This is a genomic window from Microcystis sp. M20BS1, from assembly GCF_020245305.1.
In the GTDB taxonomy this organism is placed as follows: Bacteria; Cyanobacteriota; Cyanobacteriia; order Cyanobacteriales; family Microcystaceae; genus Microcystis; species Microcystis ichthyoblabe_A.
This window is the reverse complement of record NZ_JADBUZ010000105.1, coordinates 1-13230: the sequence shown is the minus strand read 5'-3', so window position 1 is coordinate 13230 and position 13230 is coordinate 1. Positions and strand designations below refer to the sequence as shown.

The window sequence follows — 13230 nt, the reverse complement described above, 5'->3', positions numbered from 1 at the left end:
TCTTGCTGACTATATTTACTTGATGGAAAAACTAGGTATAGCAGCATCGATTAACTGCATTAATTTGATGGTTTCTGCTAGGGCTACTACTATCTTATGATAGTGCAGTATATCCTCGTCTGACAAGGTGCGTCCTTTTCTGTCTTTTAACCATTTCTGACAAACTTGATAACCGCCAAGATATGAGAAAAGAGGTAATCTGATTTAATAAATTATCGATATGTCTCCTTATCTCCCTCGGTATGTGAAATATTATTAAAGGTTTACTAAACTAATAAAACTTGGAACCCTGCTTGGATAAAATGACGATCAGTCGTTAGAGCATCGGTTAAATGTTGTTGCTCCATAACAACAAAAGAAATACAATCAACTAATCCCCAGTTTTTATCTAATCGAGATTCATAAAGAGTCAATCCTTGATGAAAAAGTTGAGGACTAATATTGACAACTCTCATGTTTTGTGTATGGTAACATTGTTTGATAAAATTAGTAGCTTTTTGACGATTAAATGTACTTAAAGCATTCCCTACTTCCATTAAAACTGCCTCAGTAGTCCAAACTTCTAAGGCATTTTTAACCTTAGGTAATAATTTTAAGGCTTGGGCATGATATTGGTCTTGCTTATTCAGAACTGCTTGAATAAATGCTGTGTCGATAAACAGTCTTTCTTTACTCATCATTTACCTCTCGTTTCGGTGTTCCATAAAGGTAATGATCATGTTCTTTTGACCAGTCTTCTGGGGCTTCAATAGTTCCAGCCATATCTTCTAAAATGTCCCAAGCATCTCCTGAAGGTTTTTCTGGTATTTCTGCTTCTGAGACGATGGAAATAAGGTAACGGGTATTAGATTTTAAGTCTATATCTGTCTCAGGATGAAAGACTTTACCATCAAAAATAACGGTTAATTGTTTTGTCATTTTTTTATCCTTTATCAATCTAAATTTACTCAATAGGAAAACCCGGAATCGCAGCATCGATTAACTGCATTAATTTGATGGTTTCGGCTAGGGCGACCACTATCTTATGATAGTGCAATATGTCCTCATCTGACAAGGTGCGTCCCTGGCGGTCTTTTAACCATTTCTGACAGACTTGATAACCGCCAATATAGTAGTAGTGAACATGATGCAGTAACCAGTCATAATTGCTGTCGCGGGTGCAGTAGAGGTGTCTGTGGTAGATTTGGGTCATGGGGATATCAAGAAACTACTTAAAAAGTAAATTTGGTTGGTTACGGACTCAGGCTTATAAGCAGAGATGAATGTCATTAAACCCCGCAAGCATTGACTAATTGAGTACTGCTGTTGAGGAATAATCAAAATTCCCCTATGAGTTTCGTTAGTCTCAATGAATTGAATATGTAATTGCACAAAATCAGCAACATTGGCTGTGCAAATAACACGGTTTTGAGACGCTGCCCATTTTAATTGTTCCTCATCACTCAAACCCTCTCGACCCTCTGTTAAGACAGTCGTTACATCGACACCTCGATTAGCTAAAGCTTGAACTAACGAGTGTGACATCATATCTTCATCCAGATATAGCCTCAGTTGGGTCATGAATGAGAACCTGGCGACTGTGAATAAAGTTGACTATATCGCTGATAATCTGTCTGGTCTTGAGCCAAAAGTTGTTCAATTTCTTCTCGATTAGCATGATAATAAGCTAAAGCGGCATAAATTTTTGCCAGTTCTATATGGGGATATTCATTTTGAATCGCTTCAGCATTAAGTCCTTGTTTCCATAGCGTTGCAATACGCCCAACTGTGATTCGCGTCCCGGCAATGCGAGGCCGATTACCACAAGTTTCAGGGCTACTAATAATTAAAGTTCCAATATCGATAACAGTAGCAGTCATAATCTAATCATCTCCTTTATCTTATGATAGTGCAGTATGTTCTCATCTGATAGGGTGCGTCCCTAGCGGTTTTATTTATTTTTGGCTTTGGCGTTTTTGTCGAACATAATTATGGAAATCATCAATTGTTAACTGATCTAACCACTGATGGCACTCTTTGGTATAATCACCACTACCGCTATCATATTGATGAATAAAGCGCATAGCATCCACAATACCTAAAGCATCAACTAAAGCCTTAAATCCCTTTCTTTGTAATTCAATCGCTGTCATTTTCATCTCTTCTTAAAGTAAAAGTTCAAATGTTTGATTATTTAGCCAACGATAAACAGTAAAATCTCGCCTATCTGTGGTTAATATTCTGTTCTCTTGAATTGTTTCAGCTAATACTACTAAAGAAGCATCAGCTAAGTCCATTGGCAAATTCAAATATTTTATCATTAATTCTAGCATTCGTTCTAAATGAATATTTTCTAGATGAAAAATTTTAATACTCCCTTGAGTTAATTGACGTATAAATTTGAATTGAGCATCATTTCCGCATCTTTCCCAAAGAAGATAACTGGTTTCTACCACCACTGGATAAGTGGTAATTAATGGCTCTTTTAATGTGACAAGTTTTTGTTTGGCTTTGGCATGAAAATTATCGTTTTTATTCCCTAAAGCAACAAAAAAACCTGTATCAGCAATAATCATAATTACCCAATATCTTTTCTGGACAAAATACCTTGGGCGATTTCCTCTGATTTTGCCGCTAAATCTGGTTCATCAGCAAAACAACCAATAAAATCACTATTTCTTAAGTCTGCTAAAGGATCCTCATTGTCTAAACCATCTTTTGCTGGAATATTCAGAGTTTTTTTTGTTGTGATAAAAGAGGTAATCTGATTTAATAAATTGTCGATCAGAGTTAATTCTTCTGTGTTTAGTAGGTCAAGTTTTTCGTTTATTTTTTGCTTAATTTCGATATTATTCATGATAATTTTTCCTTAATTACTCAATAGGAAAACCCGGAATCGCAGCATCGATTAACTGCATTAATTTGATGGTTTCGGCTAGGGCTACTACTATCTTATGATAGTGCAGTATATCCTCATCTGATAGGGTGCGTCCTTTTCTGTCTTTTAACCATTTCTGACAAACTTGATAACCGCCAATATAGAAGTTCCAAACTGCTTCAGGTACTCCTCTAAAACAGTCTCCTTGTTTGTTAATGTGGACTTCTCCTTTGCTATATTTGGGATGTCCTGCCGCTACAATTCTATCGCTTTTACTCACAAAAGATAGATCCCCCCAACCCCCCTTAATAAGGGGGGCTTCCACTCCCCCCCTTTTTGAAGAGGGGGCTAAGGGAGGATCAAGTTTAGGAGATGTCATCAGGTGAAGCTGTACCAGTTGTTCTCCGTATTCTGCGAGTTGACGGAATAGGTTATCGTTGCTGGTGAGGGGTACTCTGGGAAAGTCTATCTTGAGAAATTCGGCGTAACGGCTGCGATAGGTGGGAGAATGAAAGACGGCGTAGATGTAGTAAAAGATTGTTTCTGGTGTAGGTAAGTAACCGAGTTTTGTTTCTAGGGTTTTGAGAAAGTCTGGGGAGAAGTTGGGACGTTTTTCTTGTTGGAGTTCTTGAGCTTTATCGGAGTCTGGGTAGAGGTAGAGGGGAAAAATTACCCCCCCTTCTTTTGTTCTAACAGAGATAATATGTTGATCGGTAAGATTATCAGTTACATATATATGCTCAAATGGTAATGAAGCTAACTGACGAACAGTTACTAATGCTATATTCTTTTTCTGATCTAAATGTTGCATAATACGACGATTTAAACGAGCAACAAACTTTTCGTGATAAAAAATAAATCTATTATCAAACGGTCTAAAACACTCGGATTTAATATATTTAACTATTTGATTAACATCTACAGATTTTCTTGCCATATTTGTGTTCCACATATCGTTATCAACAAGTCTTAAATTAAATTCTTGTGCAGACTGATTGTCCGTTTTCTCTGGATCAAGAAAACTGGCGATTTGTTTTTTTACTGAATTAATAGAGTAATTAATTACTAATTTATCTCTTTTGGTAAGACATCCCAAAGAATATTCGTTCATAAACTCTGTTAGTTTAAATCCTTGTTCATATTCACCAAATAAATCAGTATCTTGAGGAATCAACAAATAAAAAGGAGATTGAGGGTTAACCTCATGAAAATTAGTAGAGTTAACCGTATTTTCTTTTAATATTTGATATTTATCTTCTCTTAAACCGTATAAATGAGCGTGATAGATTTTAGCCATGATTAAACCTCCTCTTTTTATAAACGTTTAACTATATAACAATCAAATACCTGATCATAACTAATAACAGGAACATTTTCGGCTATTGCTTGAGCAATAATCATCCGGTCAAAAGGATCTTGATGCTGAAAAGGTAATTGAGCTACTTGTTCAAAATGTAGTAAATTAAGAGGCAAAATCTGAAAATCATTTATCTGAATTTGTGACTCAATAAATTCTCGAAAAGGTGTATCAAAAGTTAATTTTCTTAGACTATATTTGATAGCTATTTCCCAAATACTAGCTTGACTAAGATAAACCAGATTTTCTCTTTCATTAATCATAATTTTATGGTTATCTCGCAATTGTTTATTATTAGTGACATACCAAAGAAATACATGAGTATCTATTAAAACTTTGAGCATAATTACATATAATCTGCAAAATCAGTTAAAGGAGCATCAAAATCATCGGCTATCCAAACTTTTCCCGCAGCACTTCCGGGTTGACGCGGTGGTTTCTTGGCTAACTTGACAGGACTTAATTTAATTACAGGTTGATTATTTTCTGTAATAATAATTTCTTCACCTTTCAGGACAGCTTCCAATAAATCATTAAATTGATTTTTTGCTTGTTTTAATTCAACTGTATTCATTAGTGTACCCCACTGATAAACAATACAAACATTAGTTTAACCGAAAGGCTTTATACTTGCCTACGCTATGCTGAAAATTCAAACAATAACATTCTAGCTTATCTCCTAGTATAGCTCCTTCAGGGTTCGGTAGCTTCATGGTGTCATTAAGCTTTTTACCATTATACCAATACTAACCCCCTGCTGAATATCAAAGACATTTTCATCTTTACTACCATCAGGACAAATTTCTTTTTTCTTACTGTTACCATGTAAATCATAAATAAAAATCTCATCAAAAGTATTAATTAACTTTTGTTTCGTGCCTCGAAAAGTAGGATTATCTAAAAAGCCATGATTATTATTAACTCCTCCATTTGGGGTAAAGCTAAAGTTAACTGCTGCTTTTCTTCCCTTAACTTAATATCCTCTAGAGTGTTAATTAAATAAACCCCCAACCGCTAATTAAGATATCATCACAATATAGCTTTAAACTACGAGACATAAATAGCCTCCTCTTTGATAGAGTTAATAACTTGGGTTTTTAACATTTTTTTTGTTACTAAATCTACAGACAAACCCAAATTATCTTCTAAAAAAAACTTCCATATATTTATCAAAGGTAACTTTTCTTTGAAATTCTACTAATAAATCTAAATCACTTGTTGCTTTTGCTTCATCTCTAGCAAAAGGTTCATATTTTTACTCCATTATATTAGAACATATTTGGGTTCTACCGAACTTGTCATACAAAAATAACACTAAAAAGAAACTGCTTGTTTTTTCGTTATCCCCATGGACACCAACTCAATTTGAGATTCAGACACTTCTACCGTATTTAGAGGAATTAACCCCTCTAAACTATAACCATCTTCTCCTTCAGGATTGGGATAATGTTCAACAATAGTACCCAAATCACCCTGACTTAAACCATACTCAGGTAAATCTTCAATTAAACGAACTTGGGTAAATAAACTAAATTTCATGCTCTAACCTCCTTCAAACGGAAATAAAGTAACAAATTTTGTTTCAGTAGGTGTAACCATCCAAATGGTTTTGACTGAGAGAATCTTATTATTAACTCCTCTTAAATTACCAATAATTTCATATTTTTGACCATATTTAGTTTTAGTGGTAGGAGTTGCTTCTAAAGTAAGGATTTGCTCTCTTAAATCTTTTTCTAATTGTACCCAATTATCTTGATTATAACCAGCTTGAGCTAAATATTGTGATTTATCATCTTTAGGCAATAACACTAAAAGATAATCTTTCAATTTAGCTGGAGAAATAACCGTCTTAGGATCAAGCAAAGCCATGAGTTAACTTACATCCATGCTTTTTACCATTATACCAATACTAACCCCCTGCTGAATATCAAAAACATTTTCATCTTTACTACCGTCTAAAGCGGTTTCTTTTTTCTTACTGTTACCATGTAAATCATAAATAAAAATCTCATCAAAAGTATTAATTAACTGTTGTCTCATGCCTCGAAAAGTAGGATTATCTAAAAAACCATGATTATTAATAAAAGCTAAAATTCCCTTTTGACTTTTATCAATTCGCCACTGTGCAAACCTGATAAATTTAACATAATCATCCTGTAACCATTTCGTATTTTTCTCACCTAAACCCTTGCCATCAATAAAGTAATAATCATTAACTAAATTTTTGATCCACTCATTATTATTTTCCGAATGACCAGAATAGGGAGGATTGCCAATAACAACCATAATCGGTTCATTTTTCTTAATCCGAGAACCTGCTTTTGCTTCCTCTGCTATTAACTCCTCCATTTGGGGGAAAGCTAAAGTTAACTGCTGCTTTTCTTCCCTTAACTTAATATCCTCTAAAGTATTAATCAGATAAACCCCTAACCGCTTGCCACTCGCAAACTGATAACCTGTCTCCTCCAGAAATAACCCCAACTTTAGATGACAAATTGCATAGGGAGCCATCAACAATTCAAAGCCAAAAATCCGAGGTAATAACCTTTCCGAAACATACCCCGACCAAGACTTATCTGCTAACCCTGCCGTCAACGCGACCGGATTCTCCTCAAACCGCTTATGAATCAACTGAAATACCCATAATAAAAACGTCCCCGTCCCACAAGCAGGGTCAAGAATCATCACCTCTGGGTCCGCAATTCCCAACGGTTTATTAAACTTATCCTTAATCAACTCATCAACGGAACGCACTATATAAGACACCACAGGTTCAGGAGTATAATAAACCCCCCTTTTCTCCCGCATTTGAGGCTTATAAGCCGCTAAAAAGTCCTCATAAAAGCGAATAACAATATCCTCGCGGTTCATCTTATTGCGAAAATCCGTTAAGATTGCCTCCATTTTTGCCGCTCTGAGGATGCCAAACGCCTCACCGATACTATCAATTAACTCATCCCCCAACTCCGCCGCCGGACGCTGGGAAACATCTTTAAATAACTGCCTTAAAAAAGGGTTAGTTTCTGGTAATTCTTGCCAGGTATGGTAGCGATTAAAATCTCGTTTCGGATTCTTGACATAACTAAATACCCGCGCCGTAAACAAACCATAAGCAATAGTTTGAGCGTAAATATCACTAAAACTATAATCTTTCTGATCCTCAGAATTTAGCTTGAGATTGGGCAATAACTCTTTCCGAAAACTCTCTAATAATTTATGTAAATAACCCCCTTGATTTTCCTGACTATAAACATCAGGTATCGCCCGTTCAATGCGTTGGGTAACTGCGGCTAATTCGTGGGCTAACTCCTGAGCAGTTTCAGCAGGTTTATAGAAAATCCAATCAACTTGCGGGATTAAATTAAGAGCTTTTTCAAGAATTTTATCTGCTAATTCATCCCAATGTAACCGTGCTAACCTCGCCCTTAAATCCTCATCCTCAAAGGCAAAAGTTTGAATCCCCCGCTGCCGTAATCCCCCCTCAGTGGGTAAGATAAAAGCTACTCTAGCTTGATTTTTAATTCCCCCTAACTCCTCTTCAAAAGGGGAAAATGGGAAAAGTAAATACATGACAGGTTGATCCTCAGCAATTCTGCCAATATAGTGACCATAGATTTCCTGTTGCTGTGGCTCTGAAGTGAGAAACTGCTTAATTTCTTGGTCTGTTCCTCGATTTAATTCCTGATAAAAACCAACAGCAATAGGACAAGTTTCTGCGGCATCTTCTGGGTTGCCCCCCGGACGCAAATACCAAAACCTTGACCCTTGGGAGTCCCTTTCTAGTACGGGATAGTTAAGGATCGTTCGCAGAGATTCGGCTCTAGCGGACTCATCGCCAGTAACAATAGTTTTTAGTTGGGCGGCAGTGATAGGCATAAGACAATTATCCTATAAAATGATAATATTAAGTAGCTGGTTATAATTAAATTAAAAATGGATTTTAGGTTCGATCCCCCCTTAATCCCCCCTTAATAAGGGGGGTGCCGATCCCCCCTTAATCCCCCCTTAATAAGGGGGGCATCTGATAGTTTTTAACGCCTACCTACTTAATTAATATATCCACTGCTCACCGTCAAGCGGAAACTAGACAGAATGATCTGGCTATTATCACCCAACCCAGCCTTTAGCTGGTGAAAATGCGGGCTAATTGGCAGTTTTTCGGCAAAAAAGTTATCTAGACCTGTTAACAGGCAATTTATCCCTGCAATGAGCTACAATTATCGGTTAAACGTGGTTAATAGCGAGCAGATGCGTCGCATTGAAGGGGCAATTTTTGCCTCCGGTATGCCTGTGGCCGCTTTGATGGAAAAGGCAGCCCTGTTAACGGCACAACAGCTTAAAAAGTCCTATTCTTTGGCTAATTTCCCCAAAATCGGCGTTATCGTTGGCCCTGGTCACAATGGCGGCGACGCTCTCGTGATTGCTAGAGAATTACATCTCGCTGGTTATCAAGTATCTCTTTTTTGTCCGATCGCCAAACTCAAGGATTTAACAGCACAACAGGCTAATTATGTCAAGCATTTAGGCTTAATTTTTCAGAAAACTTTAGAATCTTTAGAGGATTGTCAGTTAATTATCGATGGTCTTTTCGGTTTTGGTTTAGAAAGGACTTTATCGGGAGAGATTGCCGAATTAGTCGATAAAATTAATAGTTGGCAAAAACCGGTAATTAGTATCGATATTGCTTCGGGAATTCACACCGACACCGGAGAGGTTTTAGGCACGGCAATTAAAGCCACTCATACCTTTTGTTTGGGACTCTGGAAGCGAGCTTTTTTCCAGGATTTAGCCCTACCCTATCTGGGTAAAGTGGAGTTAATTGATATCGGAATTAGTCCCCTTGACCTAGAAACAATTTTACAAGATTCACAGCCAATTCTAAGGGTTAATCCCGATCTAATTCGCCCTTATTTACCCTTACCCCGTCCTCTCCTTACCCATAAATATCAGCAGGGACATTTATTAATTATCTGTGGTTCTCGTCGTTATGCGGGGGGGGCAATTCTCACCGGATTAGGAGCGCGAGGTAGTGGTGTGGGAATGCTTTCTATTGCCGTTCCTGCTGCCCTTAAATCTTTATTAATTAGTCATTTACCAGAAGCATTAATTATCGATTGTCCCGAAACTGCCACGGGAGCTATTGCCGAACTTCCCCTAGAATTAAATAATTATCATGTCCTCGCCTGTGGTCCTGGATTAACCACAGAAAATCCTGCTATTATCGAACAGGTTTTAGATAGTGATAAACCGATTATACTCGATGCCGATGCTTTAAATATTTTGGCTCAATTCGGTATAGAAAAATTATCATCTCGCCAGAATAAGACAATTTTAACGCCTCATTGGGGAGAATTTAAACGCTTATTTCCTAACTTATCAGGTTCTCAAGATAGGATTAATATCACTCAAGAAGCATCTCAACAAAGTGGTGCAATTGTTTTATTAAAAGGAGCCAGAACTATAATCGCCTCCCCGGAAGGGAAAATGTATATAATCCCCGAAAGTACCTCCGCTCTAGCGCGAGGTGGTAGCGGTGATGTCCTAACAGGACTAATCGGCGGATTCTTGACCCAAATGCCGGATAATGCCCCGGAAGCAACCGCATTAGCGGCTTATTTACACGCTCAAGCTGGCATTTTAGCAGCCAAAGAAAGGACAGAATTAGGAGTAGATGGAGTAACTTTAGCTAATTATTTATTTGCTGCTCTTAAAGATTCGATCCCCCCTGCCCCCCTTGATAAGGGGGGTGCCGATAGGCGGGGGGATCAGAATTGATAATTATTACTGTATCTAACATTAAAATATCTTTCATAATACCCACCTAATAAACGCAATAAACGCAGAAATAAGTAGCGATCAATCTTCGTGTCCTCTGTGTCTTTGTGGTTCGTTCCATTCACTCGCCAGCAGGACTATATCTTAGAATACATAATACCCACCAAACCTAAGAGAGCCAAAATATTATTAATAGCATAAATGTACTGTATTTAAACTGAGTATTGACATTTTAGTACAAATGCTCGGACTGCCTCCTTAAAGATTAATTCAGATAGTCGGCATTTGATAAAACATAAGGAATGTTAACCAAAACCACTTATCGTTAAGGAATTTTGATAAGTTGGAGATTGAACAAAGATAGAAAGTCTCTAGCGCTGACAACTATGGCTGTAATTGTCCAAAAATACGGTGGTACATCGGTAGGTTCCGTGGAACGCATTCAATCGGTCGCTCAACGGGTCAAAAATACGGTAATAGCAGGAAACACCGTGGTGGTGGTCGTTTCTGCCATGGGTAAAACCACCGATGGATTGGTCAATTTAGCCAAACAAATCGCCGCCGAACCCTCGCGCCGGGAGATGGATATGTTATTATCCACGGGGGAACAGGTAACGATCGCCTTGATGAGTATGGCCCTAGAGGAAATCGGACAACCGGCCATCTCCCTAACCGGCGCTCAAGTGGGAATTGTCACGGAATCCGAACATAGTCGGGCCCGTATTTTAGAAATTAAAACCGATCGCCTTTCCCGTCATCTATCGGAGGGTAAAGTAGTTGTGGTCGCCGGTTTTCAAGGTGTTAGCGATAGCGATCAATTAGAGATTACCACCCTAGGGCGCGGTGGTTCCGATACCTCGGCCGTGGCCCTAGCAGCCGCCTTAAAAGCCGATTTTTGCGAAATTTACACCGATGTACCCGGTATTCTCACCACTGACCCCCGTTTAGTCCCCGAAGCGCGTCTTTTAGACCAAATCACCTGCGATGAGATGCTCGAATTAGCCAGTTTAGGGGCGAAAGTTCTCCACCCGCGAGCGGTGGAAATCGCTAAAAACTTCGGGGTTCCCTTGGTTGTCCGCTCCAGTTGGACAGAGGATCCGGGTACTTGGGTGACATCCCCGGCACCGAAACCGCGCACCCTGCAAGGATTGGAATTGACAAAAGCAGTGGATGCGGTGGAATTTGAGGGTAATCAGGCGAAAATCGCCCTTTTAAGGGTTCCGGATCGTCCCGGTATCGCTGCCCGTTTATTCGGGGAAATTGCCCATCAACAGGTGGACGTGGATTTAATTATTCAATCGATTCACGAGGGTGACAGCAACGATATCGCCTTTACGGTGATGGGAAATGCCTTGAAAAAAGCCCAATCCGTGGCCGAAGCGATCGCACCAGTTTTACGTTCCCATCCCACTAATACAGAGGAAGCGGAAGTGATCATCGAATCCGGGGCCGCTAAAATCGCCATTACCGGCGCCGGTATGATCGGCCGGCCGGGAATTGCTGCCCAAATATTTAGCACTTTGGCCGCAGCGGCAATTAATATCGAAATGATCTCCACTTCTGAAGTAAAAGTCAGTTGTGTCATCGATGAAGCGGACGGAGAAAAAGCAATTAAAGTCCTTTGTGATGCTTTTCAAGTGGAGTATTCTGCTAAAGTTGCTCATTGCGAAATCCCTAAAAATTTAGTCCCAGTACGGGGAGTGGCCCTAGATAATAATCAGGCCCAAATGGCCATTCGTAACGTCCCCGATCGCCCCGGGATGGCGGCGAGAATTTTCTCGGTTTTAGCGGCAAAAAATGTCAGTGTTGATATGATTATTCAATCCCAACGCTGTCGCATTGTCGATGGTATTCCCCGACGGGATATCGCTTTTACTTTACCCCAAGCTGATGCTAATTTAGCCCAAAAAATCCTCTTAGAACTATCGGAAAGTTTGGGTTTACAGGAAGTGGTGGTTAATAATGATGTGGCCAAAGTGAGCATTGTTGGTTCGGGAATGGAAGGACAACCGGGGGTAGCAGCACGCTTTTTTGAAGCTTTAGCAAAGGAGAAAATTAATATTTTGATGATTGCTACTTCTGATATAAAAATCAGTTGTGTGGTGAATCAGGAAGATGGAGTCAGGGCCCTACAAGTGGTTCACGCCGCTTTTGGATTAGCTGGACAGGGTAAAATTGAAGTACCCGCCTAAATGAAATTACAAGTTCTATGATGGGGGTAAGAGTTGTTTAATTGTTGGCAACTTATACCCCCAAAAACCCGATAAATAAGTTAACCCTCATCACCCCGATTTTATCTATGGAACCGATAACAGTGGCGACAATTGTTGCTTTGGTATTTCAGACTACTGTAGAAAAATTTACCGAAGCTGCTCTAGAAAAAATTAATACTTTGCGGCAAATCATCTGGAATAAACTTAAAGCTAATCCTAATGCTTAAAAAGCTTTACAAGCTGCTGAAAAAGGGTCAAAAACTGATCTAGAAAAAGTAGCAGATTATTTAAAGGTTGCCATGAATGATGAAGCAGATTTCGCCGAAAAAGTCAAGGGTTTAGCAACAGAAATTCAATCCTTGAAAATTCAGGATAGTAGTAGTATGAACCAGGCTAATTCTGGAGGTCAAAATTTACAGAATCAGGGTCAGGTTAGTGAAGTTTATCAAGCAGAAAATATAAACATCAATAAAACCTGACTGCAGCCGCCTGTTAAGGAACAGGTTAAACAACATCCTCACAATTTATCTAATAGTAATATCCCTAAATTTGTTGGTAGGGATCAGGAATTAATTGACTTAAAAAAGCAATTACAACAATCCCAAAAGCTTGCTATATCTACCTTAACGGGAATGGGAGGCATAGGTAAAACCGAACTAGCCAGACAGTTTGGCTGGCAAGAATGGCGAGAAAAAGCCTATCCCGGGGGTATATGTTGGTTAAATGTGGCAGAGAGTGACGGCGGTTTTATCGGTACTTCTATTTTAGATTTTGCGCGGGTACATCTCAAATTAACTTTACCGGATGAGGGAGAATTAGACGTAAAAATTCGTTATTGTTGGCAAAACTGGTTAGCGGGAAATGTCCTAATTATCTTTGATGATGTGCGGGATTATCAGCAAATTAGGGATTATTTACCACCGCAAGAAGACAAACGCTTTCAGGTTTTAATTACCACTCGCAAGGAATATTTATCAGCGACAATTGCGACTTTTCGGGTAGAAGTATTAAAAGAAAAAGATGCACTT

At 38.8% G+C, this 13230-nt stretch carries 20 protein-coding genes and 1 pseudogene; 5 read left to right on the top strand and 16 right to left on the bottom strand.

Annotated features, from left to right (window positions below; all coding sequences use genetic code 11):
- Positions 1–15 precede the first annotated feature (15 nt).
- The 16 genes and pseudogenes from IM507_RS10775 to IM507_RS10705 all read right to left on the bottom strand — a co-directional run bounded on the left by IM507_RS10775 (position 16) and on the right by IM507_RS10705 (position 8090).
- Positions 16–126: a hypothetical protein gene (locus IM507_RS10775; RefSeq protein WP_242028700.1), complete on the bottom strand. Its 111-nt coding sequence runs from the start codon at positions 124–126 to the stop codon at positions 16–18.
- A 140-nt stretch (positions 127–266) separates the two neighbouring features.
- Entirely contained in the window at positions 267–677 is a 411-nt protein-coding gene (locus IM507_RS10770) for a type II toxin-antitoxin system VapC family toxin (protein WP_069475266.1), read from the bottom strand.
- Positions 670–918 (bottom strand): hypothetical protein, encoded by a 249-nt coding sequence (locus tag IM507_RS10765; protein WP_002737385.1) that lies wholly within the window; start codon positions 916–918, stop codon positions 670–672. Before IM507_RS10765 ends, IM507_RS10770 begins: the two co-directional genes overlap by 8 nt.
- 25 nt (positions 919–943) lie before the next feature.
- The gene (locus tag IM507_RS10760; protein ID WP_002792387.1) at positions 944–1192 is read right to left on the bottom strand and encodes a type ISP restriction/modification enzyme; all 249 of its coding nucleotides are present in this window, start codon (positions 1190–1192) and stop codon (positions 944–946) included.
- A complete protein-coding gene (locus IM507_RS10755; RefSeq protein WP_002775970.1) occupies positions 1189–1560 on the bottom strand; it encodes a DUF5615 family PIN-like protein in 372 nt (123 codons plus the stop codon). Before IM507_RS10755 ends, IM507_RS10760 begins: the two co-directional genes overlap by 4 nt.
- Positions 1557–1859 carry a DUF433 domain-containing protein gene (locus IM507_RS10750; RefSeq protein WP_002736907.1) on the bottom strand — a complete coding sequence of 101 codons (303 nt, stop codon included), beginning with the start codon at positions 1857–1859 and terminating at the stop codon, positions 1557–1559. The genes IM507_RS10755 and IM507_RS10750 overlap by 4 nt, the downstream gene beginning before the upstream one ends.
- 75 nt (positions 1860–1934) lie before the next feature.
- Positions 1935–2132, bottom strand: coding sequence for a hypothetical protein (locus IM507_RS10745; RefSeq protein ID WP_002735268.1), 198 nt, complete (start codon positions 2130–2132; stop codon positions 1935–1937).
- Between the two features lie 12 nt (positions 2133–2144).
- Positions 2145–2555, bottom strand: a complete 411-nt coding sequence (locus IM507_RS10740; protein ID WP_002737382.1) for a type II toxin-antitoxin system VapC family toxin — start codon at positions 2553–2555, stop codon at positions 2145–2147.
- A 2-nt stretch (positions 2556–2557) separates the two neighbouring features.
- Complete coding sequence (locus IM507_RS10735) at positions 2558–2836, bottom strand: hypothetical protein (RefSeq protein ID WP_002736884.1); 279 nt, start codon at positions 2834–2836, stop codon at positions 2558–2560.
- 16 nt (positions 2837–2852) lie between these two features.
- Positions 2853–4154: a type ISP restriction/modification enzyme gene (locus IM507_RS10730; protein ID WP_069475265.1), complete on the bottom strand. Its 1302-nt coding sequence runs from the start codon at positions 4152–4154 to the stop codon at positions 2853–2855.
- A gap of 17 nt (positions 4155–4171) precedes the next feature.
- Positions 4172–4558 carry a type II toxin-antitoxin system VapC family toxin gene (locus IM507_RS10725; RefSeq protein WP_287636979.1) on the bottom strand — a complete coding sequence of 129 codons (387 nt, stop codon included), beginning with the start codon at positions 4556–4558 and terminating at the stop codon, positions 4172–4174.
- A 2-nt stretch (positions 4559–4560) separates the two neighbouring features.
- Positions 4561–4788 carry a type II toxin-antitoxin system Phd/YefM family antitoxin gene (locus IM507_RS10720; RefSeq protein ID WP_002742618.1) on the bottom strand — a complete coding sequence of 76 codons (228 nt, stop codon included), beginning with the start codon at positions 4786–4788 and terminating at the stop codon, positions 4561–4563.
- Positions 4789–4923: 135 nt separating this feature from the next.
- A pseudogene (locus IM507_RS23680) lies at positions 4924–5228 on the bottom strand (N-6 DNA methylase); the annotation flags it as partial.
- Positions 5229–5528: 300 nt separating this feature from the next.
- Positions 5529–5753 carry a DUF4926 domain-containing protein gene (locus IM507_RS10715; protein WP_002735184.1) on the bottom strand — a complete coding sequence of 75 codons (225 nt, stop codon included), beginning with the start codon at positions 5751–5753 and terminating at the stop codon, positions 5529–5531.
- A gap of 3 nt (positions 5754–5756) precedes the next feature.
- Entirely contained in the window at positions 5757–6083 is a 327-nt protein-coding gene (locus IM507_RS10710; protein ID WP_002749521.1) for a DUF6883 domain-containing protein, read from the bottom strand.
- A 3-nt stretch (positions 6084–6086) separates the two neighbouring features.
- Complete coding sequence (locus IM507_RS10705) at positions 6087–8090, bottom strand: N-6 DNA methylase (protein WP_069475264.1); 2004 nt, start codon at positions 8088–8090, stop codon at positions 6087–6089.
- A gap of 330 nt (positions 8091–8420) precedes the next feature.
- Here IM507_RS10705 and IM507_RS10700 point away from each other — a divergent pair, with 330 nt between their 5' ends.
- The 5 genes from IM507_RS10700 to IM507_RS10680 all read left to right on the top strand — a co-directional run.
- Positions 8421–9989 (top strand): bifunctional ADP-dependent NAD(P)H-hydrate dehydratase/NAD(P)H-hydrate epimerase, encoded by a 1569-nt coding sequence (locus IM507_RS10700; protein ID WP_069475263.1) that lies wholly within the window; start codon positions 8421–8423, stop codon positions 9987–9989.
- 386 nt (positions 9990–10375) lie between these two features.
- Positions 10376–12181, top strand: a complete 1806-nt coding sequence (locus tag IM507_RS10695) for an aspartate kinase (protein ID WP_069475262.1) — start codon at positions 10376–10378, stop codon at positions 12179–12181.
- A gap of 44 nt (positions 12182–12225) precedes the next feature.
- On the top strand, positions 12226–12429 hold the full coding sequence (locus IM507_RS10690) for a hypothetical protein (RefSeq protein ID WP_259679031.1): 204 nt from the start codon (positions 12226–12228) through the stop codon (positions 12427–12429).
- A gap of 72 nt (positions 12430–12501) precedes the next feature.
- Positions 12502–12681 (top strand): hypothetical protein, encoded by a 180-nt coding sequence (locus tag IM507_RS10685; protein WP_259679030.1) that lies wholly within the window; start codon positions 12502–12504, stop codon positions 12679–12681.
- A 93-nt stretch (positions 12682–12774) separates the two neighbouring features.
- Positions 12775–13230, top strand: a 456-nt coding sequence (locus IM507_RS10680; protein ID WP_287637005.1) for an NB-ARC domain-containing protein, incomplete at its 3' end; no start/stop codon positions are given.